Source organism: Pseudomonas sp. Sample_10, from assembly GCF_004321495.1.
GTDB lineage: Bacteria > Pseudomonadota > Gammaproteobacteria > Pseudomonadales > Pseudomonadaceae > Aquipseudomonas.
In genome coordinates this window covers 25,915-46,475 of the sequence record NZ_RCOE01000151.1, presented here as the reverse complement: position 1 = coordinate 46,475, position 20,561 = coordinate 25,915, and the positions used below count along the sequence as shown (strand labels likewise).

The window sequence follows — 20,561 nt, the reverse complement described above, 5'->3', positions numbered from 1 at the left end:
CGAGCGATGGACTTCAAAGACTATTACAAGATTCTCGGCGTGGAGCCGACGGCGGACGACAAGGCGATCAAGGCCGCCTATCGCAAGCTCGCCCGCAAATACCACCCCGATGTCAGCAAGGAAAAGGACGCCGAGGCCAAGTTCAAGGACGCCTCTGAAGCCTATGAAGCCCTGAAAAGCGCCGACAAGCGTGCCGAATACGACGACCTGCGCCGTTATGGCCAGCATGGCCAGCCGTTCCAGGGACCACCGGGCTGGCAGAGCCGTGGCGGTTTCGGTGGCGGTGGTCAGGACACCGGCGATTTCTCGGATTTCTTCAGTTCGATCTTCGGTAACCGTGGCCCCGGTTTTGGCGCTGGACAGTCGCGTCGCAGCAGCGGACGCAGAGGGCAAGACGTGGAAATGGAACTGGGGATTTTTCTTGAAGAAACCCTCTCGAACGAATCGAAGAAGGTCACTTTCCAGGTACCGCAATACAACGCCGCCGGCCAGCACGTCAGCAATACCCCGAAAAGCCTGAATGTGAAGATTCCCGCCGGCGTGAGCGACGGCGAGCGCATCCGGCTCAAGGGCCAGGGCGCACCGGGTGTCGGTGGTGGTGCCAATGGCGATCTGTACCTGACCATTCGGTTTGCGCCGCATCCGAAATTCGACGTCGAAGGCGAGAACCTGATCATCACGTTGCCCCTGGCACCGTGGGAGTTGGCGCTGGGCACTGAAGTGGCGGTGCCAACGCTGACCGGCAAGATCAACCTCAAGGTCCCGGCCGGCAGCCAGAATGGCCAGCGCATGCGCGCCAAGGGCCACGGCCTGCTGAACAAAGCGGGCGAGCGCGGTTACCTGTTCGTGCAATTGAAGGCCGTCATGCCGAAAAAATCGGACGATGACATCAAGGCCTTGTGGCAAGAACTGGCGAAGAAAGCCGCCTTCGACCCGAGAGAAAATTTCTGATCCCCGAGACGGAGTAGCCCATCATGAGCAACCCCCTGATCGTTCAACTGGACCTGGCAGAATTCTGTGAGGCGACCGATTTGTCGGACGTCTACGTGATCGAAATCGTCGAGCACGGCATCCTCGAACCTCAGGGCACCGTGCCCAGGGACTGGCGTTTCACCGATTACGAACTAACCCTGGCCAAACGCGCCGCCAAGCTGCGGCGTGATCTGGAACTGGACTGGGAAGGCGTCGCCCTGGCGCTGGACCTGTTGGAAGAGGTCCAGCAACTGCGGGCGGAGAACCGGATGTTGAAGCAGCGGTTGGGGCGGTTGGTGGTGGAGTAGACCAATGTTGATGTAAGTGAAGTAACTTCGACGCTGCCCTGTGTGATGCTGTTGGTGCCTTACGTTAGTCTCAGAAGCTCGGAGTACTTTGCCAAGTCCACACGTTCGACATCGTCAGGATCAATAGTAGAGACGGAACGATACTCATCGGCAGTAAGTTCACGAATATGTTGGGAAGCTCTCTTCGGCTTAGTGGACCTGTCAACATAGGGAGCAGAAGGTGATTGGCTTGCCAAACTTGATGTCGAACCACTTCCAGCGGAGCGTTCTCGTTGAGCCATTTGTTCATATGTCATCATCTCTTTCGGTAGAGGAGATGATGACTGAGGAGTCCAGGTTCGCCGCGAAGGCAAAGCCTGGAAAATTGGCTCGCCAGTACTTTCATCCAGTGGAAAGGACGAAACGGTTGACTCTTCAATAGTTCCCGGTAAAGCGGGAAGCGGACGTTTTACTACAGGGGGAGTATCGGGCTTGATAAGTGGGCTAAGGCTCGATGTACTGGGTGCTGATGTCAAAGTCTTAGGCGTTTTTTTCGTAAAAAATTTTAAAATTTTCTTGGGCATATGCCCCGTCGGATCCGAATAATTCACCGGATCTCCCACGCAATACACATACGCATTCAACCCGCCCTTGCCAAACGGGCTCAAACTATCCGGGCTATGAAAACGCATCAACGCCGGGTTATAAGCCCTGTAGCCATTACCCAACAGATACCAGCCCATGCGAGCCTCGCGCAGCTCACCGTTAAAACCCAGCCGCCCGCTAATCGCCTGCCGCCCGGATTGTTCACCATAGGCTGAATACGCAATTGAGCTTGTCTTGCCGTCCACTGCTTCGGCGAGCACCGAGTTTTTGCTGTCGGTGGCCAGCAGGAGAATATGTGACTGGCGCAAAGGGTAATTACTGCTGACGGAGCGGGACATCGCGAGGCCTGCCTTTCATATTGAATGTGTGCTCCAGTTTTACTCAGGCGGCCAGGACTTGGGAACTATCAGAACTGATAGTGCGGTGGCCCCGGCTTTCAGACATTCCTGGGCAACACCACCGTAAACAACGTGCCATCGGCCTCATTGGAAGTGACGTCGATCGTGCCCTTATGGGCATCGACCACTTCCTTGACGATAAACAAGCCCAACCCAAGACTGGTGGTGGGCTCGCCGAGCTCTTCGCTGGCGCTGCGCACCAGCGGGTCGAAAATCGTCGGGATCGCGTCGGCGGGAATCGGGATTCCGTCATTGTGCACCGTCAGTTGGACGCTGTTTTGCTCCCCCCTGATTGTCACGGTCACCTGGCGTTTGTCCGAGCCATGCTGGAGCGCGTTGCCGATCAGGTTTTGCAGCATTTGATCCAGCCGTCGCGAGTCCCACACGCCCTTGGTGTCTCCGAGAATATTCAGGATCGGATCACATTCCGGTTGCGCGGCACATGCCCGGGCAATGGCTTCCTGTGCCGTTTCGGCCAGGTCCATGGGCGCGGGCTCGATGGGCAGGCTCTTGCCCAGACGGCTGCGCACCAGTTCCAGCAAGTCGTTGACCATCATCACCATGTGCCCGGTGCCGCGTTTGATGTTGCCCGCGCATTTCAACGCATCACCTTCGAGGGCGGCTTTACGCAGCAGCATTTCAGTAGACATGCTCACCGCTTGCAAAGGTGAACGCAGGTCGTGGCCGAGGACGGCGAGGAAAATGTCCCGCGAACGATTGACCCTTTCGGCATAGGCGGCCGTGGACTCGGCCAGGGCTTCGTCGATGGCTTCATTGAAACGAATCATGTCCTGGAAATAGGTCATGTCGGGGGACTCGAGGCTGTCGACCCACAGACGGATCACACAGGCGCGCAAGTGGCGAAATTCGCTGGTCATCTGCACCAGATCGAAACCCACGGTGTGACGCAGTTCGCCGTGACTGGCGCCGGCCTCATCCAGGCTCGGAGTTTTTTCCGGGCCTTCGCCTTTGGCCTTGGCCGCTTGTTCATCGGGCGTTTGAGGCTTGCTCATGTCCCGAGCGGCGGCCAGCAGGATCGCCCTCGAATGGTCGCGTAGCGCGGCGCTGTCCATGAGATCGGCCGCGGGGGTGATGGTTTCGGCGAACAGCTCCCATTCATCGACGATTCGATCAACGTTCAGCACGATGAACTCGGAAAGACGCATGGCAATTTCCTGAACATGAACAAGGGAGACCGATTCGAATAGTAGCCCCTTTGGCGAGAAATACACGACCGCTCATGCCGAGGCAAAACCCGTCGACATCGCCCCGCCGAAATCGGGCCTGTGAATGGCAATCGAGCGCTCGAGGGCATTTCCAGGCTAATAACAGCATGTCGCCGGCGGCGGACATAGTTGGCAGGCGTGTGGTGTTATTTATATATGTGCAACTCTTTGATGTTCGAAGGGTTATTCAGTTTTATCCAGAGGAGTTCAGCAGGTTTTTAGTCTTTTGTTTTATGTCTGGCGGCTTAAGCTGAAGGCTTCTCGGGTTGTTCTGGATTGTAAGTCAATGGATGAGTTACAGAATATTAATGAAGTTTCAAGTTCGTCGTTGTCACCGGCGCAAAACAACGGTGTTCATTATGAGCGTATTGTTCAGGTGCTTCCGCCCGCCATAAAAACGGCGCCGCCACCGAGGGTATCGAGGCTTGCCAGCACCACGGTCTCGACACCGGGCTGGTACCTGAAAGCTTCCGCCGTCGATCGGCAATACCTCAAGGAGTTGATCGACAAGCGCTGGTTGTTGCAGCGACTGGTGGAGGCGCCGTTGCAAGACCTGCAACAGGACATCAGAGCGTTTGCCAAACCCTTGCTGTCCCAGTTGATGAGTTCGAACTTCAACAGTCATGACGACGTCGGCCAGTTGACCCTTAAACTGTATGTGCCGGACAAAATCATCTTCGGTATCGATCGCGGTGCCAGCCATATGCGTGAGTCCACCCTGTTGGACGCGGCGCTGCATAACTTCGAAGAGCCGGAAACCGCCGCTGATTATTTCAGGAGTGGTTCCGGTGTTTACCGCAGCGACTTGCGAGGGGAGCCGTCGCTGATACCGTCGATGTCAGTCAGCAAAATCGCCAGGCTGTGTCGCCGGCTGGACGTCGGCGCCCAGTATCAAAACCATCTGAAATCCCTGCTGCTGCCGGCCGACACGCAGCAAAGGCAAGTGCTGGAGCAGCGCGGTGCGGCCAGTGAGAAAGCGGCGTTTGAACTGGCTTCACTGATTGCCCTGTTGAAAGACGATATCAGTTCGTATGCCTACGGTGTCCTGCGTGATGTTCGCGACAATAAAAGCGCCATCAGTTTCCATCACCGACCGCTGCATCGACATCGGCTGTCCCTGATGGGTTTTTCGCTGCACGGTGTGGTGTTGTTCAGCGCCGAGGGCGACGGCGGCAAAATCCAGGCTGCCGTGGAGGCCCTCGCGCCTGATGAGCGTGCTGCCTGGCTTAACCTGTCAAGCATGTTATCGGTGGTATTGCCAGGCAACGACATCGACAAGTTCAAACTGCTGCAGGCGTTTTTCGCCAACGGCCCTACCGGGGTCAGCGAAGAGATGCTGCGCCAGCGGGACATCTATAAACAAAACCGCTTGAGCGGCCCGGTGATCGCCTATGTACCGGACGACCCAGTGCACCCTTTGAAAGAATACGCTTCGCTGACGGACTTCATGAAAGTGCTGATCATCCAGCTGCGTGAGCCGGACTATCAGGCATTCTTCAGCCGTTTCGTGGCGCAGAAAGACAAGGGCCGGTTCTTTGCCCGGGTCAGGGAACGGCTGAGCCGGATAACCTGGCAGCAACGCGAACCGCTGGACATGGGGCCATGGTGGCGGGAAACCGCGGTCGAGAATCCGAATGCCGAGCCCGTCACCCACCGGCTGTCCGGTGAGCTGTGGGCACAGCTGTACCGACTAAAACGTGACAAGGCGATCAGCGATGCTCGGGTCATCGCGGTGCCGACCGGCGATGAAGACGCCACCACCCGCTGGAAACGCCTGACCAGCTATCTGGACATTGGCTGGAACCTGTTCAACTTTGCCGCGATGCTGGTTCCAGGGCTGGGCGAAGCCATGCTGGCGTTGATGGTGGCGCAGATTGGCGAAGAGCTGCTGGAGGGAATCGAGGACTGGAGCAAGGGCGATCGGGACGAAGCATCGACGCACATCAACTCGGTCTTGATCAACTTTGCGCAACTGGCCTTGATGACCACCGGGCATGTCTTGCCCAGCGGCGCCCGGGTGGCGGTCACACCCAGCCCGATGATCGACAGCCTCAAACCGGTGGAGCTGCCCGATGGCAAGACCCGCCTCTGGAAACCGGATCTGGCGCCTTATGAGCAGTCGGCGATGCTGCCGGCGGAGGCCAGGCCCAATGATCTGGGGATTTATCAGTACAACGATCAGCAGTGGCTGCGCCTGGAGAAAAAGCATTATCGGGTGCGCCAGGACCCGGTGACGGGCGAGCATCGTCTGCAGCATCCGACCCGGCCAAGCGCCTATCAGCCCAGGGTGGAGCACAATAATGCCGGCGCCTGGAAAGCTGAAACCGAGCACCCCTTGAGGTGGGACGCGGCTCAACTGATGTCTCGCCTGGACAACTCACTGGATAATTACTCGGCATCTACCCTGACCAGGATCCAGCAAGTGAGCGGCGTTGAAGAGGGGCTGTTGCGCCGGTTGCATGTTGAACATGAAACGCCGCCTGCGCTGTTGCGCGATACGTTGACACGTTTCAATACCTATGCGGACGCGCAACGCTATCCCGAGCAAATCCTGTCGGATCAGGTGTCGGAGGAAATGTCCGGTTTTCTGCCGGCGACGCTGGTCGAGCTGCCGCGCTGGCCGGAGTCCCGGGCCCTGGAGGTGTTTGAACGCGATGACCGCACCGGTGCGTCCGTCAAACATGGCAACACCCTGGCCGCTGAGCCACAGACCCTCAAAATCAGCCGCTCGGAGTTGGTGGCCGGGAAACTGCCTGAACGGGTGATTGAGTCGCTGGACACGGCTGAACTTCGCGAGATGCTGGGTGCGAAGGTCGCCAATGACACGTCCTCACGGATCGACGCGCTGCGCAGTCGCCTGGCCATGCAGGCGCGCAAGCAACAAAAGCGTCTGTTCGACGCACTCTACAAGAGCCGCGATGTGTCCGGCAGCGCGCAAGTGCGTTTGCTGGTGGATGATTTTGCGCAGCTGCCCGCCAGCGTCGCGCAAGAATTACTCGAGAGTGCCGAGCCTGCGGACCTGCAGCATCTGACCGAGAAACGCCGCCTGCCGCTGCGTTTGCGCCGGCAGGCCCGCCTGGCGCAGGAGCACGTGCGCTTGAACCGGGCCTATGAGGGGCTTTACCTCGATGAACTGGTAAGTGCCGATACCCGCCGGCTCGAACTCGCCACGCTGGCCAGCCTGCCCGGTTGGTCGACGCAAGTGCGGATCGAAATTCGTCATCTGGGATTTTCCGGGGATTTGCTCGCCAGCGTGGGGCCGGCGCAGGCACCGATCCGTAAGGTGCTGGTGCTGGACGAAGATGGCCTCTACCAGGCGCGTGACGCAAATGATCACCACTTGCACGGTACCGACGACCTCTATGCTTCGGTGCTGCATGCGCTGCCTGACAATGAGCGCAACGCACTGGGTTATGACATTCACGAAAATGCACGGCTCAAGGAAGCGGTGCGGCGTTCGCCACTGAGCCATGAGCAGTTCGAGCCGATTCTGCTGGAGCAGCCGATCCGTAAACCGTTGTACGACCCGCAAGCCATGCGTTTGCCAGGTGGAATGTTGGGGTATTTGCGTGAACTCGTTGGCGGGCGTGCTGAGCAAAGTCCGCAGGCGCGGATAAGAAGGCTCTATCCCGCTTTCACGGAGCAAGAGTCCACTGCGTTGCTGGAGCGTTTCAACCGCCAAGGGATATTGGTCGACCTGCAGCTTGAAGCACTTGAACTTGAATTCGAACGGTTGAGCTCAACGCTCAAGCAATGGGTGAACTCGCCGACCCGGGATTTCCGTTTTAGCCCCAGTGGCTTCGACGAACGGAACGCGAGGAGTCAGTTCGCCCGCAAGATCAGGCAATGCTGGCAACGCACGGGGCCAAAACAGTTCGACTCATTCGGCAATGTGATTGGAGAGAAACTGGACTTGAGCAGCTTTCCTCTGAACCTGCATTTCAAAAACATGCCGGCGCTGGAAGGCAATTTCGACCATGTCACTTATCTGAAGATGTTCAACTGCGGCGTGACCGATGCGCAACAATCCTTTCTTCAGCCGTTTCGCAAGTTGCGCGCCCTGGACCTTGGCAACAATCGACTGACGGCTTTGCCGCGACACATCGCCCAGATGCCGCACCTCAATTTCCTCGAGCTCTCGGGCAACCGGATTGTGCTGATGGCCTCCGATGTCGACGTGCTCGGTCGCTGCACGAAGCTGCAAACCCTGGGGCTGGCAGGAAACCCGTTGGGTCTGCTGCCGAACATCAGTCGCATGCCCGACCTGCATACGCTGCTGCTGTACGACACCGGCGCGACCACGTGGCCTGCGGGGCTGTTCGACCTTCCACGCCCCCGGCATATCCATCTGGACCTGCAACGCAACGTGCTAACGCACATACCCGAAGTCACCCCGGGTTCGGTCGATGCAGAGTTACTGGCGCGTACGTTGCTCAGCCGCCAGCCGCCCTTCATGTCAGCCGAAAACCTGGAACGGCTCAAGGAGTACATCAGGTCGACAGGGCTGGACCCCGATCGCCCGTACCCTCCCCGGGGCGTGCGTGACACCCTGCAATGGCAGCAAGGCATTACCTTTGACCAATGGGTACAAAATCAAATGCTCTGGGATGCGCTTGAAGATGAGTTCAACTCGCACGGTTTCTTCGACGAGATCAGGCGCCTGACCCAATCGGCAGACTTCACCGCGGGCGGCGCCTATCGAACCGATCTGACGGCCAAGGTGTGGCGAATGATCGAGACCATGGCGAGGGACGCTGAGCTGCGCACAAAATTTTTCAGCGAAGCGTCGATGCGCACCCAATGTGTGGATGGCGCGACCCAGCTGTTCAATGTTCTGGGGGTCGATGTGCTGGTCCAGGAAGCCCTCGAACTGGGCAACGCCAGTTTGATCGAAACGCAGTTGGTCGAATTGGCCCGGGGCAAGAGCCGCCTGGATGAAATCGAGCGAATCGCCCGTCGTCATATCATCGACCGCGAAGCCGCGGGCGAGCGATTTCGACGCATCGATGAGGAAGGCAATGTGACTGGAACCATCGATGAGGTCGAGGTCCATCTCGCCTTCATGACGGACCTGGCGGAGCGCCTTGACCTGCCCTGGCAGGCGCGCGGTATGCAGTTTCGCCAGATCGCAGGCGTTACCAGTGAAATGATCGAGGACGCCTACCAGCGGGTCCTGGGGCTGGAGGAGGGCGATCTGCTGCGTGATTCGATTGCCGAGCAGCCGTTTTGGCGGACCTATGTGCAGCGCTCGAATCGCGCACGGTTCAGGGTCTTTGATCGCAAGATGGAAGCGACGACCGAGTTCAAGGTCGCTCTGGATGATCGTGCCGCCGGTTCGGACCTGACGCTCAAGGAAAGAGAGAAGCTGAAGGAAGACATCAGGGTGCTGGCCGCGGAACTCGGTAAACCTGAAAGCGCCTTCGGGCCGGGGAAAGTCGTGACCGATGAAGCGTTCGCCGCAGAGCTTGACCTGATCAGGGACGAGCGCGAAACCCTCCTCAAGCAATTGACTCAGCAAGCCATGGACCGGGCAAAACTGCGACGGGTTGAACCGCCTGCCTTTACGCTCGAGACCACTGACTGACACGGTTCTGTTCTTCGATGTGAAGGCGCAACCAGCGCATCCATAGATGCCATTAAAACCCTGAGTGATCGCGCACTCAGGGTTTTTTCTTGCCTTGAATGTTCAGAAGAGGAAATAGCGCTGCGCCATCGGCAACACATCCGCCGGCTCACACCACAACAACTCGCCGTCAGCCTTGACCTGATAGGTCTGCGGATCGACGTCGATGTTCGGCAAGTAGTCGTTGTGGATCAGGTCGGTTTTCTGCACGTCGCGACAGCCTTTGACCACGGCGATTTTCTTCTTCAATCCCAGGGCTTCGGGCAATCCGGCGTCATGTGCCGCCTGGCTGATGAAGGTCATGCTGGTGGCATGCAATGAGCCGCCGAAGCTGGCGAACATCGGGCGGTAGTGCACCGGTTGCGGCGTCGGGATCGAAGCGTTGGCGTCGCCCATCAGGCTGGCTGCAATGGCACCGCCTTTTAGAATCAGCGTCGGTTTGACGCCGAAGAATGCCGGGCGCCAAAGCACCAGGTCGGCCCATTTTCCCACTTCCACCGAGCCCACTTCGTGGCTGATGCCGTGGGTGATCGCCGGGTTGATGGTGTACTTGGCGATGTAGCGTTTGGCGCGGAAGTTGTCGTTGGCTGTGCCGTCACCCGCCAGCGGCCCGCGCTGTTTTTTCATCTTGTCGGCGGTCTGCCAGGTGCGCGTGATGACTTCGCCGACACGACCCATGGCCTGGCTGTCGGAGCTGATCATCGAGAACGCACCGAGGTCGTGGAGGATGTCTTCGGCGGCAATGGTCTCGCGGCGAATGCGGCTTTCAGCGAAGGCCACGTCTTCGGCAATGCTCGGGTCAAGGTGATGGCAGACCATCAGCATGTCGAGGTGTTCGTCGATGGTGTTACGGGTGAACGGTCGGGTCGGGTTGGTCGAACTCGGCAGCACGTTGGCGAAGCCGCAGGCCTTGATGATGTCCGGTGCGTGACCGCCACCGGCACCTTCGGTGTGATAGGTGTGGATGGTGCGGCCCTTGAAAGCGGCGAGGGTGGTTTCGACGAAGCCTGATTCGTTGAGGGTGTCGGTGTGGATCGCCACCTGCACGTCGAACTGATCGGCGACGCTCAGGCAGTTGTCGATGCTTGCCGGGGTGGTGCCCCAGTCTTCATGCAACTTGAGGCCGATGGCGCCGGCCTTGACCTGTTCGATCAACGGCTCCGGCAAGCTGGCGTTGCCTTTGCCGGTGAGGCCGATGTTCATCGGGAACGCATCGGCGGCCTGGAGCATGCGCGCCAGGTGCCATGGCCCGGAGGTGCAGGTGGTGGCGTTGGTGCCGGTGGCCGGACCGGTGCCGCCGCCGATCATGGTGGTGACGCCGCTCATCAGCGCCTCTTCGATCTGCTGCGGGCAGATGAAGTGGATGTGGGTGTCGATGCCGCCGGCGGTGAGGATCATGCCTTCGCCCGCGATGACTTCGGTGCTGGCCCCGATGGCAATGGTCACGTCCGGTTGCACGTCCGGATTGCCGGCCTTGCCGATGCCGGCGATGCGCCCGTCCTTGAGGCCGACGTCAGCTTTGACGATGCCCCAGTGATCGATGATCAGCGCATTGGTGATCAACGTGTCGACCACTTCGGCGGCCAGCAATTGGCTCTGGCCCTGACCATCGCGGATCACCTTGCCGCCGCCGAACTTCACTTCTTCGCCATAGGTGGTGAAGTCTTTTTCCACTTCGATCCACAGTTCGGTGTCGGCCAGGCGCACCTTGTCGCCGACGGTGGGGCCGAACATGTCGGCGTAGGCTTGTCTTGAGATTTTCATGCGCTTGCCTTGTAAATGATGGGTGTCAACCTGCGATCCATTGGGGCGAGGGAGCTTGCTCCCGTTGGGCTGCGCAACAGTCCTGAAACCTGCAATCGGATATCGTCAGGTACACCCCATGTTTCTGATTAGCGAGCGCTTCGCACTCGAGCGGGAGCAAACTCCCTCGCCACAGGGGAACATTTCAGTCGAGATTGCCCATGACCCTGCCGGCAAATCCGAACACCCGACGATGCCCCGCCAGATCCACCAACTCGACGTCGCGACTCTGCCCCGGTTCAAAGCGCACGGCAGTGCCGGCGGGGATGTTCAGGCGCATGCCGCGGCTGGCGGTGCGGTCGAAGGTCAACGCGTCGTTGGTTTCGAAAAAGTGGTAATGCGAACCGACCTGGATCGGCCGGTCGCCACTGTTGGCCACGGTCAGGCTGATGGTGCGGCGACCGGCGTTGAGTTCGATGTCGCCGGGCTGGATCTGGTATTCACCGGGAATCATCAATGGGCTCCTTGGAGAATCTTGTAGTAGAGGGCGGTGGGCTTGTAACGGCCGCTCGGGTCGCAGGCGTAATCGGGGATTTCCCCGGCGCGGGTGTAGCCCAGGGCTTTGTAGAAATCCTCAGCGGGCGAGCCGGCTTCAGTGTCGAGGTAGAGCATGCCGCGCTTGTGTTGCAAGGCGGCCTGTTCCAATGCGGTCATCAACTGTTGGCCCAGGCCACGACGTCGCGCATGTTCGCGCACCAGCAATTTCTGCACTTCGGCGCGGTTCAGGCCATTGGCTTTGCGGCACAGGCCCAGTTGCACGCTGGCTTGCACCTGTTCGTCCTTGACCACCACCCACAGCAACAAATTGCCATTGTTGAGATTGTCCTGAACCTCATCGAAATAGGCGTGGGCCTGCGTGGCATCAAGGTCGGCCATGAAGCCGACACTGGCGCCATAGCCGACGGCATCGAGCAGCAGATCAATCAGGCCCTGACGGTAGTGCGCAAAGCTTTCTACATTGACGCGTCGCAGTTGGGCGGGATTCATGAGCGATCACTCCTTGTGGGCGGCAGGTGGCTGTGCGCCAGGATTGAGGGTCAGTTGCATGAAGGTCAGGTCCAGCCAGCGCCCGAATTTGGTACCCACTTGTGGCATTTGCCCGGTGGTGACGAAACCGATGCGCTCATGCAAGCGGATCGAGGCGGTGTTGCCACTTTCGATGGCCGCGACCATGACGTGTTTGCCGCAACCTCGGGCGCGCGCTACCAGCACATCCATGAGTTGCGGCCCCAGGCCATTGCCGCGTTGATCGCTGCGTACGTAGACCGAGTGCTCGACGGTGTGGCGGAAGCCGTCGAATGGGCGCCAGTCGCCGAAAGAAGCGTAGCCCAGTACGGCGTCGTCCATATCGACGATTACCAGGATCGGATACGCCTGCGCCTGTCGGGCGTGGAACCAGGCCTGACGGTTGTCGAGGTCCACGGCATGTTCGTTCCAGATCGCGGTGGTGTTGAGCACGGCGTCGTTGTAGATGTCGCGGATCGCCGCAAGATCGGCATGCACGGCATCGCGGATGTGGTAAGTCATGGCGGGGCCTCAGGCGATCGGTTGGTGGACGGTGACCAGTTTGGTGCCATCGGGGAACGTCGCTTCGACCTGGATCTCCGCAATCATCTCCGGGATGCCCTCCATCACTTGTTCGCGGCTGAGCAGGGTGGTGCCCAAGTGCATCAGTTCGGCCACGGTTCGACCATCGCGCGCGCCTTCGAGCAGCGCCGCGGAAATGTAGGCCATGGCTTCCGGGTAATTGAGTTTCACACCGCGCGCCAAACGCCGCTCGGCGACGAGGCCGGCGGTGAAGATCAGCAGCTTGTCTTTTTCACGTGGGGTCAGGTCCATTGGTGCAATCCATCAGGGCAGATTAAAAGGTATTCGGGCATGTAAACACGAACCCTGTGGGAGCTGGCTTGCCAGCGATGGGGACCTCGATGCCGCCAAAAGCATCGCTGGCAAGCCAGCTCCCACAGGGTTCGGTGTTCAGGTGTTCCAGATGCGTGGTGGCATGGCTTCGCGATCCAAAAGGGCTGGGCGCAGCAATTTCCACAATTCAATCAGCCAGCCCCGTGCCAGCAATGCCTCACTGGCCAGGCATCGAGCCACCAGCAACCCGGGCAACTGGGTCAGGTCCCCGCGCACTTCGTTGGACAGCGAACGGCATTTCTCCAGCAACTCACTATCTATCTCGCCAGTCACCAACAAGGTGCCGAACACCGGTTGCCCATCCAGCCCGATCGGTGAATCGAGCAGGCCGTCATTGCCGACAATGCGCTGGCGTTCATGCCAGAGCAACTGGCCGTCGCGACGGATCTCCAGTTGCGCCTGAAAGTGCCCGAGGTTGAAACGCTCACCGCTGGCCGGACGGCCCAGGGCCACCACATCCCAGTAGAACAGACGGGCATCGCCTTCAAGCTCGACAGAGGTGCTGAGTTCGGCCTGCGCTGCACTGAAAATGATCGTTTCCTGGGGCAGCCATTCCAGTGTCGCACCGGCGGCTACTTTCAAGTCCAGCCGCTGATAGGCAGGGCCTGCCGCGCGATACCACTTGGCTGCCCCGGGACTGGTGATTTGCGCCCAGGCGCGGGAACCGACATCGGCCGAAATGTTCAGGCGATCACCGCCGGCAATCCCGCCCGGCGGGTGGACGATGATGTGCTGGCAGACTTCGGGACCTTCGGCATACAGGTGTTTTTGCACCCGCAGCGGGCCTTTGTGCCGGCGCTGGACCGGGCGCGTGGCGTCGTTGAACCGGGCGTAGCCCAGTTCCAGCTCGGCATGCCAACTGGGGGTAAACGAAATGCCGGATGCGGGAAGAGTCATGGTCAATGCTTTTCGGGAGTTCGACAGCAGGGTTGCAAAGGCTGTGCCGCAGGTATTTATTCGCAAGAGCAGGATTGTTAAGGCGCGCCGCGCACCAGCAAGGGGCGCGGCGCAACGAGGAGCGCGACAAATTGGTGCTTTGAATGACTCAGATCGTGACCAGTCCGCGCACGCCTTCCGCTTCCATGTTCTCGCCGCGACCCTGTTGCACGATTTCGCCCCGGGACATCACCAGGTATTGATCGGCCAGTTCGGCGGCGAAATCGTAGAACTGCTCCACCAGCAGAATGGCCATGTCGCCACGGGCAGCGAGTTTCTTGATCACTGCGCCGATCTCCTTGATCACCGAGGGCTGGATGCCTTCGGTGGGCTCATCGAGGATCAGCAGGCGTGGGCGGCTGGCCAGTGCGCGACCAATGGCCAGTTGCTGTTGCTGACCACCGGAAAGGTCGCCACCGCGGCGTTGCTTCATCTGCAGCAGCACCGGGAACAATTCGTAGATGAACGCCGGGACTTCTTTCGCTTCACTGCCTGGAAAGCGTGAAAGACCCATCAACAGGTTTTCTTCCACGGTCAGGCGGCCGAAGATTTCCCGGCCTTGCGGCACGTAGGCGATGCCGGCGTGCACCCGTTGGTGCGGCTTGAAGGCGGTGATCGGTTTACCTTCCCAATTGACCGCACCTTCCTTGGCCGGCAGCAGCCCCATCAGGCATTTGAGCAACGTGGTCTTGCCCACGCCGTTACGCCCGAGCAGGCAGGTGACTTCACCGACCTTCACCTCAAACGTCAGGCCGCGCAGGATGTGGCTACCGCCATAATATTGGTGCAGCTTGTCGACTTGTAGCATGTCCATGTTCTCCCCGTGATCGTTCCCACGCTCTGCGTGGGAATGCATTCCGTGACGCTCAGCGTCACCATGCGCAGGACTTGAGCCCTGCATTGTCAGCGGGACGCGGAGCGTCCCAGGCGGCATTCCCACGCGGAGCATGGGAACGATCAATTCGCAAAATCAGCGACCGAGGTAGACCTCGATCACCCGCTCGTTGTCCTGCACCTGCGCAAGCGACCCTTCGGCCAACACGCTGCCCTGATGCAACACGGTGACGTGGTCGGCAATCGAGCCGACGAAGCCCATATCGTGTTCCACCACCATCAGCGAATGCTTGCCGGCCAGGGTCTTGAACAGCTCGGCGGTGAATTCGGTTTCGGCGTCGGTCATGCCGGCAACCGGTTCGTCGAGCAGCAGCAGTTGTGGGTCCTGCATCAGCAACATGCCGATCTCCAGAAACTGCTTTTGCCCGTGTGACAGCAACCCGGCGGGGCGATTGACCGACGCGGTCAGGCGAATCGTGTCGAGCACTTCGGCGATGCGATCCTTTTGCTCACCATTGAGCCGCGCCCGCAGGCTGGCCCACACCGACTTGTCGGTTTTCTGCGCCAACTCAAGATTTTCAAAAACGCTCAGGGCCTCGAACACTGTGGGCTTCTGGAACTTGCGGCCGATACCGGCCTGGGCGATCTGCACTTCGCTCATCTGTGTCAGGTCCAGGGTTTCGCCAAACCAGGCCTTGCCGTGGCTGGGCCTGGTCTTGCCGGTGATCACGTCCATCAACGTGGTCTTGCCCGCGCCGTTGGGGCCGATGATGCAGCGCAGTTCGCCGACGCCGATGTACAGGTTCAGATCGTTCAGGGCCTTGAAGCCATCGAAGCTGACGCTGATGTCTTCCAGGGTCAGGATGGTGCCGTGGCGGGTGTTCAGGCCCTTGCCGGCGCGTTGACCAAGGCCGATGGTGTCGCGGCTGGTGCCGGCGTCCTTGTTGGGCTCCACGGGGAAAAACGCGGGTTCGAGCATGAATTGCGCCGTCGCAGTGACTCTCATTGCTCACCTCTCTTTTTCAGCAAACCGATCACGCCTTTGGGCAAATACAAGGTCACGACAATGAACAGCGCACCGAGGAAGAACAGCCAGTACTCGGGGAACGCCACGGTGAACCAGCTCTTCATGCCGTTGACCACGCCGGCACCGAGCAACGGACCGATCAAGGTGCCACGACCGCCGAGGGCCACCCACACCGCCGCTTCAATCGAGTTGGTCGGCGACATTTCACTCGGGTTGATGATGCCGACTTGCGGCACATACAACGCGCCGGCCAAACCGCATAGCACAGCGCTCAACACCCACACGAACAACTTGAAACCACGCGGATCGTAGCCACAGAACATCAAGCGATTCTCCGCATCGCGCAGCGCGGTCAGCACTCGGCCGAACTTGCTTTGCGCCAGCCGCCAGCCGATGTACAGGCTCGCCACCAGCAACAGCACCGTGGCGAAAAACAGCACGGCGCGGGTGCCGGGTTCAGTAATGCCGAAGCCGAGAATCGTGCGGAAGTTGGTGAAGCCGTTGTTGCCACCGAAGCCGGTTTCGTTGCGGAAAAACAGCAGCATCCCGGCGAAGGTCAGGGCCTGGGTCATGATCGAGAAATACACGCCCTTGATCCGCGAACGGAAGGCGAAAAAGCCGAACACCAGCGCCAGCAGACCCGGCGCCAGCACCACCAGACACATGGCCCAGAGGAAGCTGCTGGTGCCGGTCCAGTACCACGGCAATTCGGTCCACGACAGGAACGTCATGAACGCCGGCAAGCCATCTCCCGAGGCCTGGCGCATCAGGTACATGCCCATCGCGTAACCGCCGAGGGCGAAGAACAGACCATGGCCCAGGGACAGCAGGCCGGCGTAACCCCAGACCAGGTCCAGCGCCAGGGCAACGATGGCGTAGCAGAGAATCTTGCCCACCAGCGTCAGCGTGTAGGCGGATACATGCAACGTGCTGTCCACCGGTAGCAACGACAGCAGCGGCAATGCCAGCAGCAGGGCGAGGATCACCGCGCCGACAGCGATCGTGACTTTCGGGCCGGCCTTTTGGGTAGCCGTGACAATCAGAGGCTGGTTCATCAGTCGATTACCCGTCCTTTCAGTGCAAAGAGACCTTGCGGACGTTTCTGGATGAACAGAATGATCAGCGCGAGGATGAGGATCTTGCCGAGCACGGCGCCGATCTGCGGTTCGAGAATCTTGTTGGCGATCCCCAGGCCAAACGCGGCGAACACGCTGCCGGCCAATTGCCCGACGCCGCCGAGCACCACCACCAGGAACGAGTCGATGATGTAGCTCTGGCCCAGATCCGGGCCGACGTTGCCGATCTGGCTCAGCGCAACGCCACCCAGACCGGCAATGCCCGAACCGAGGCCGAAGGCGAGCATGTCTACGCGTCCGGTGGGCACGCCGCAACAGGCCGCCATGTTGCGGTTCTGGGTGACGGCGCGCACGTTCAGGCCCAGGCGTGTCTTGTTCAGCAGCAGCCAGGTCAGCACCACCACAAACAGGGCGAACGCGATGATGACGATGCGGTTGTACGGCAGCACCAGATTGGGCAGCACTTGAATGCCGCCCGACAGCCATGCGGGGTTGGCCACTTCAACGTTCTGCGCGCCGAACACCAGACGCACCAGTTGAATCAGCATCAGGCTGATGCCCCAGGTGGCGAGCAGGGTCTCCAGTGGGCGGCCATAGAGGTGGCGAATCACCGTACGCTCCAGCGCCATGCCGATGGCGGCGGTGACAAAAAAGGCCACGGGCAAGGCGATCAGTGGATAGAACTCAATGGCCTGCGGCGCGTAGCGCTGGAACATCAATTGCACGACATAGGTCGAGTAGGCACCGAGCATCAGCATTTCGCCGTGGGCCATGTTGATCACGCCGAGCAGGCCGAAGGTGATCGCCAGGCCCAACGCCGCGAGCAGCAGAATCGAACCCAGCGACATGCCGCTGAAGGCCTGGCCCACAAGCTCGCCGATCAGCAGTTTGCGTTTGACCTGGGCCAGGCTGGTTTCGGCCGCTGTGCGTACAGTGGCATCGGTTTCAACGGCGGGATCGAGCAAGCCTTCGAGCCGGGTGCGGGCCAGCGGGTCACCGGTTTCACCGAGCAGGCGCACAGCGGCCAGCCGCACAGCCGGGTCGGCATCGACCAATTGCAGGTTGGCCAGGGCAAGGCTCAGTGCGGCATGGACGCTTTCGTCCTGTTCGCCAGCAAGCTGCTGGTCGAGGAATTTCAACTGCGCCGGTTTGGCGCTTTTCTGTAGTTGCTGTGCAGCGGCCAGACGCAGTCTGGCGTCGGCGGCGAGCAACTGATGGCTGGCCAGGGCGGTGTCGATCAACCCCCGCAAGCGATTGTTCAGGCGCAAGGTTTTCGGTTGGCCGTCGACGGTCAATACGCCTTGTTGCAGGGCATTGATCAGCTCGACGCGGACCGGATCGGGCTGCGCGGCCCAGGCTTCGAGCAACTTGGCTTGCTGCACGGGATTGGCGGCGACGAAGTCTTCGGCGTCGCCGGCGTGAGTGGCCATCGGCAGCAACAACGCGAGGGCGAGGAGAAAGCGGTAGAGGGCAGTGGGCATAGAGAGTCGCCTTGCTCGGACTAATGTGAAGGCTGGCTCTTGTGGCGAGGGAGCTTGCTCCCGCTGGGACGCGAAGCGGCCCCAAAAAAGGACTGCTGCGCAGTCCAACGGGAGCAAGCTCCCTCGCCACAAAAACCGCTCCCACTGGGGGTTGGTTTTGATCGTTCCCACGCTCCGCGTGGGAATGCAGCCCGGGACGCTCCGCGTCCCTGAAGCGGACGCAGAGCGTCCGTTGAGGCATTCCCACGCAGAGCGTGGGAACGATCAGGTTGAGCGGGATAACTCAGTTGCTCTTCACCGCATACTCCGGCTTCTTGTCGTTGCCCGGAATGAACGGGCTCCACGGCTGGGCGCGAATCGGGCCTTCGGTCTGCCATACGACGTTGAACTGACCGTCGGCCTGGATCTCGCCGATCATCACCGGCTTGTGCAGGTGGTGGTTGGTCTTGTCCATGGTCAGGGTGTAGCCGGACGGCGCGGCGAAGGTCTGGCCGGCCAGGGCTTCGCGGACTTTGTCGACGTCGGTGGACTTGGCTTTCTCGGCGGCTTGCGCCCACATGTGGATGCCGACGTAGGTGGCTTCCATCGGGTCGTTGGTCACCGCTTTGTCGGCGCCCGGCAGGTTGTGTTTCTTGGCGTAGGCTTTCCAGTCGGCGACGAATTTCTTGTTCTGCGGGTTCTCGACCGACTCGAAGTAGTTCCACGCCGCGAGGTTGCCCACCAGCGGTTTGGTGTCGATGCCGCGCAGTTCTTCTTCGCCCACCGAGAACGCCACGACTGGAACGTCGGTGGCTTTGAGCCCCTGGTTGGCCAGTTCTTTGTAGAACGGCACGTTGGAGTCACCGTTGACGGTGGAGATGACCGCCGTCTTGCCGCCGGCCGAGAACTTCTTGATGTTGGCGACGATGGTTTGATAGTCGCTGTGACCGAACGGGGTGTAGACCTCTTCGATGTCCTTGTCGGCCACACCTTTGGAGTGCAGGAACGAACGCAGGATTTTGTTGGTGGTGCGCGGGTAGACGTAGTCAGTGCCGAGCAGGAAGTAACGCTTGGCGCTGCCGCCTTCTTCACTCATCAAATATTCAACGGCGGGGATCGCTTGCTGGTTCGGCGCGGCGCCGGTGTAGAACACGTTCGGCGACATCTCTTCGCCTTCGTACTGCACCGGATAGAACAGCAGGCCATTGAGCTCTTCGAACACCGGCAGTACCGATTTGCGCGACACCGAAGTCCAGCAACCGAACACCACGGCGACCTTGTCCTGGGTCAGCAGCTGGCGGCCCTTTTCGGCGAACAGCGGCCAGTTGGACGCAGGGTCCACGACCACCGGCTCCAGCATCTTGCCGTTCACGCCGCCCTTGGCATTGATCTCGTCGATGGTCATCAGCGCCATGTCTTTGAGCGACGTTTCGGAGATCGCCATGGTGCCGGACAACGAATGCAGAATACCGACCTTGATGGTCTCGGCGGCCTGGACCGTCCAGGCCATGCCCATCGCGGCAATGCTTGCCGAAAGTGTGAAAGCCTTGATCAAACTGCGACGCTTCATTGTGCGATCTCCATGAACTTATGAATTTTCTTGGGTGGCAGATGCGGACTACTGAAGGGTCTTTAGCAAGGGCTGTGCCCGGTCGGGCAAAGGTAGGAAAATGTCGGTTTAGAGCGATTGAGCGTTGGCGGGATGCACCATGAGAGAACGCTGTTGGCGCGCTGGTGCAGGTGGCCGCGCCAGATTGGGGCGAGCCGTGCCGATCAAACTGTAGGCGCGAGCCTGCTCGCGATAGCGGTAGATCAGACAACATCTGCGCTGGCTGAAAGATCGCCACCGCGAGCAGGATTCAACAGTGGGTATCAGTTTTGTAAGCGACGAGTGTCAGCTTTTGATGCAGGTTTCAAAACCATGTCCGCCACCTTCGTACTCCGGGCCGTAGTAGTACTTGGTGAATGAAGTTTTCCCGTCAGGCGTGGACGCGATGTTTGCTATCCCGACACCGTAGTCCTTGAGCGACGGGTCGGTATGGGCAAAGTAAATCGCCAGGGAATTCAAGTTGGCGGCGGCAAACCCGTCATACCGCGAGTTGTCGGGCAATGTCAGGGTAAAACCGTAGGCGCCATGTTCGCCGGTACTTTGTTCGGCATTGAGTTTCATGTCGACAACCCCTTCAAACGGGCCGATATGACTGTCCATTCCGGTACATTGATATCGGCCGCTGTAGTCAACGCCAGTAAAGGGTGGCTTGGCTGCCCATGCAGGCGTTGAAACAAGTGCGATGGCTATGATGAGTTTTTTGAACATGGTTACCTCTTTCCGCTCCTGTAAGAATTATGACGGTTAAGGTGTAGGAATAATCGTCATTAATGTGCGCAAGTTT

The 20,561-nt window shown here is 59.8% G+C and carries 17 protein-coding genes; 3 read left to right on the top strand and 14 right to left on the bottom strand.

Going from position 1 to position 20,561, the window contains the following annotated elements:
• Nucleotides 1-6 precede the first annotated feature (6 nt).
• The gene (locus tag D8U18_RS14800) at nt 7-951 is read left to right on the top strand and encodes a DnaJ C-terminal domain-containing protein (RefSeq protein WP_056852423.1); all 945 of its coding nucleotides are present in this window, start codon (nt 7-9) and stop codon (nt 949-951) included.
• Nucleotides 952-974: 23 nt separating this feature from the next.
• Nucleotides 975-1,280, top strand: coding sequence for a chaperone modulator CbpM (locus D8U18_RS14795; protein WP_056852424.1), 306 nt, complete (start codon nt 975-977; stop codon nt 1,278-1,280).
• Nucleotides 1,281-1,339: 59 nt separating this feature from the next.
• Here D8U18_RS14795 and D8U18_RS14790 read toward each other — a convergent pair whose 3' ends face one another.
• Nucleotides 1,340-2,203 carry an RHS repeat-associated core domain-containing protein gene (locus tag D8U18_RS14790; RefSeq protein WP_131107879.1) on the bottom strand — a complete coding sequence of 288 codons (864 nt, stop codon included), beginning with the start codon at nt 2,201-2,203 and terminating at the stop codon, nt 1,340-1,342.
• 98 nt (nt 2,204-2,301) lie between these two features.
• The gene (locus D8U18_RS14785; protein ID WP_131107878.1) at nt 2,302-3,429 is read right to left on the bottom strand and encodes a HAMP domain-containing sensor histidine kinase; all 1,128 of its coding nucleotides are present in this window, start codon (nt 3,427-3,429) and stop codon (nt 2,302-2,304) included.
• Nucleotides 3,430-3,775: 346 nt separating this feature from the next.
• Here D8U18_RS14785 and D8U18_RS14780 point away from each other — a divergent pair, with 346 nt between their 5' ends.
• Nucleotides 3,776-9,073 carry an NEL-type E3 ubiquitin ligase domain-containing protein gene (locus D8U18_RS14780; RefSeq protein ID WP_131107877.1) on the top strand — a complete coding sequence of 1,766 codons (5,298 nt, stop codon included), beginning with the start codon at nt 3,776-3,778 and terminating at the stop codon, nt 9,071-9,073.
• 102 nt (nt 9,074-9,175) lie between these two features.
• Here D8U18_RS14780 and ureC read toward each other — a convergent pair whose 3' ends face one another.
• From ureC to D8U18_RS14710, 12 genes are all read right to left on the bottom strand, one after another.
• Nucleotides 9,176-10,876, bottom strand: coding sequence for an urease subunit alpha (gene ureC / locus D8U18_RS14775; RefSeq protein ID WP_131107876.1), 1,701 nt, complete (start codon nt 10,874-10,876; stop codon nt 9,176-9,178).
• Nucleotides 10,877-11,060: 184 nt separating this feature from the next.
• Nucleotides 11,061-11,369, bottom strand: coding sequence for an urease subunit beta (locus tag D8U18_RS14770; RefSeq protein WP_056852428.1), 309 nt, complete (start codon nt 11,367-11,369; stop codon nt 11,061-11,063).
• Nucleotides 11,369-11,902: a GNAT family N-acetyltransferase gene (locus tag D8U18_RS14765; RefSeq protein ID WP_131107875.1), complete on the bottom strand. Its 534-nt coding sequence runs from the start codon at nt 11,900-11,902 to the stop codon at nt 11,369-11,371. Before D8U18_RS14765 ends, D8U18_RS14770 begins: the two co-directional genes overlap by 1 nt.
• Before the next feature lie 6 nt (nt 11,903-11,908).
• Complete coding sequence (locus D8U18_RS14760; RefSeq protein ID WP_056852430.1) at nt 11,909-12,442, bottom strand: GNAT family N-acetyltransferase; 534 nt, start codon at nt 12,440-12,442, stop codon at nt 11,909-11,911.
• A gap of 9 nt (nt 12,443-12,451) precedes the next feature.
• Nucleotides 12,452-12,754: an urease subunit gamma gene (gene ureA / locus D8U18_RS14755; protein WP_056852431.1), complete on the bottom strand. Its 303-nt coding sequence runs from the start codon at nt 12,752-12,754 to the stop codon at nt 12,452-12,454.
• Nucleotides 12,755-12,892: 138 nt separating this feature from the next.
• Nucleotides 12,893-13,732: an urease accessory protein UreD gene (locus D8U18_RS14750; RefSeq protein WP_131107874.1), complete on the bottom strand. Its 840-nt coding sequence runs from the start codon at nt 13,730-13,732 to the stop codon at nt 12,893-12,895.
• Between the two features lie 148 nt (nt 13,733-13,880).
• Complete coding sequence (urtE, locus tag D8U18_RS14745) at nt 13,881-14,579, bottom strand: urea ABC transporter ATP-binding subunit UrtE (protein WP_007945247.1); 699 nt, start codon at nt 14,577-14,579, stop codon at nt 13,881-13,883.
• 162 nt (nt 14,580-14,741) lie between these two features.
• Complete coding sequence (urtD, locus tag D8U18_RS14735; protein WP_056852433.1) at nt 14,742-15,611, bottom strand: urea ABC transporter ATP-binding protein UrtD; 870 nt, start codon at nt 15,609-15,611, stop codon at nt 14,742-14,744.
• Nucleotides 15,608-16,687, bottom strand: coding sequence for an urea ABC transporter permease subunit UrtC (gene urtC, locus D8U18_RS14730; RefSeq protein ID WP_131107873.1), 1,080 nt, complete (start codon nt 16,685-16,687; stop codon nt 15,608-15,610). The genes urtD and urtC overlap by 4 nt, the downstream gene beginning before the upstream one ends.
• Entirely contained in the window at nt 16,687-18,189 is a 1,503-nt protein-coding gene (gene urtB, locus D8U18_RS14725) for an urea ABC transporter permease subunit UrtB (protein WP_056852435.1), read from the bottom strand. The genes urtC and urtB overlap by 1 nt, the downstream gene beginning before the upstream one ends.
• A gap of 283 nt (nt 18,190-18,472) precedes the next feature.
• Nucleotides 18,473-19,738, bottom strand: a complete 1,266-nt coding sequence (gene urtA / locus D8U18_RS14715) for an urea ABC transporter substrate-binding protein (protein WP_131107872.1) — start codon at nt 19,736-19,738, stop codon at nt 18,473-18,475.
• Nucleotides 19,739-20,062: 324 nt separating this feature from the next.
• The gene (locus D8U18_RS14710; protein WP_056852437.1) at nt 20,063-20,485 is read right to left on the bottom strand and encodes a hypothetical protein; all 423 of its coding nucleotides are present in this window, start codon (nt 20,483-20,485) and stop codon (nt 20,063-20,065) included.
• Between the last annotated feature and the right edge of the window lie 76 nt (nt 20,486-20,561).

Bases quoted from the DNA above. Each gene is read 5' to 3' on its own strand.
- D8U18_RS14800 (WP_056852423.1), top strand. From the start codon at position 7: ATGGACTTCAAAGACTATTACAAGATTCTCGGCGTGGAGCCGACGGCG.
- D8U18_RS14795 (WP_056852424.1), top strand. From the start codon at position 975: ATGAGCAACCCCCTGATCGTTCAACTGGACCTGGCAGAATTCTGTGAG.
- D8U18_RS14790 (WP_131107879.1), bottom strand. From the start codon at position 2,203: ATGTCCCGCTCCGTCAGCAGTAATTACCCTTTGCGCCAGTCACATATT.
- D8U18_RS14785 (WP_131107878.1), bottom strand. From the start codon at position 3,429: ATGCGTCTTTCCGAGTTCATCGTGCTGAACGTTGATCGAATCGTCGAT.
- D8U18_RS14780 (WP_131107877.1), top strand. From the start codon at position 3,776: ATGGATGAGTTACAGAATATTAATGAAGTTTCAAGTTCGTCGTTGTCA.
- ureC (WP_131107876.1), bottom strand. From the start codon at position 10,876: ATGAAAATCTCAAGACAAGCCTACGCCGACATGTTCGGCCCCACCGTC.
- D8U18_RS14770 (WP_056852428.1), bottom strand. From the start codon at position 11,369: ATGATTCCCGGTGAATACCAGATCCAGCCCGGCGACATCGAACTCAAC.
- D8U18_RS14765 (WP_131107875.1), bottom strand. From the start codon at position 11,902: ATGAATCCCGCCCAACTGCGACGCGTCAATGTAGAAAGCTTTGCGCAC.
- D8U18_RS14760 (WP_056852430.1), bottom strand. From the start codon at position 12,442: ATGACTTACCACATCCGCGATGCCGTGCATGCCGATCTTGCGGCGATC.
- ureA (WP_056852431.1), bottom strand. From the start codon at position 12,754: ATGGACCTGACCCCACGTGAAAAAGACAAGCTGCTGATCTTCACCGCC.
- D8U18_RS14750 (WP_131107874.1), bottom strand. From the start codon at position 13,732: ATGACTCTTCCCGCATCCGGCATTTCGTTTACCCCCAGTTGGCATGCC.
- urtE (WP_007945247.1), bottom strand. From the start codon at position 14,579: ATGCTACAAGTCGACAAGCTGCACCAATATTATGGCGGTAGCCACATC.
- urtD (WP_056852433.1), bottom strand. From the start codon at position 15,611: ATGAGAGTCACTGCGACGGCGCAATTCATGCTCGAACCCGCGTTTTTC.
- urtC (WP_131107873.1), bottom strand. From the start codon at position 16,687: ATGAACCAGCCTCTGATTGTCACGGCTACCCAAAAGGCCGGCCCGAAA.
- urtB (WP_056852435.1), bottom strand. From the start codon at position 18,189: ATGCCCACTGCCCTCTACCGCTTTCTCCTCGCCCTCGCGTTGTTGCTG.
- urtA (WP_131107872.1), bottom strand. From the start codon at position 19,738: ATGAAGCGTCGCAGTTTGATCAAGGCTTTCACACTTTCGGCAAGCATT.
- D8U18_RS14710 (WP_056852437.1), bottom strand. From the start codon at position 20,485: ATGTTCAAAAAACTCATCATAGCCATCGCACTTGTTTCAACGCCTGCA.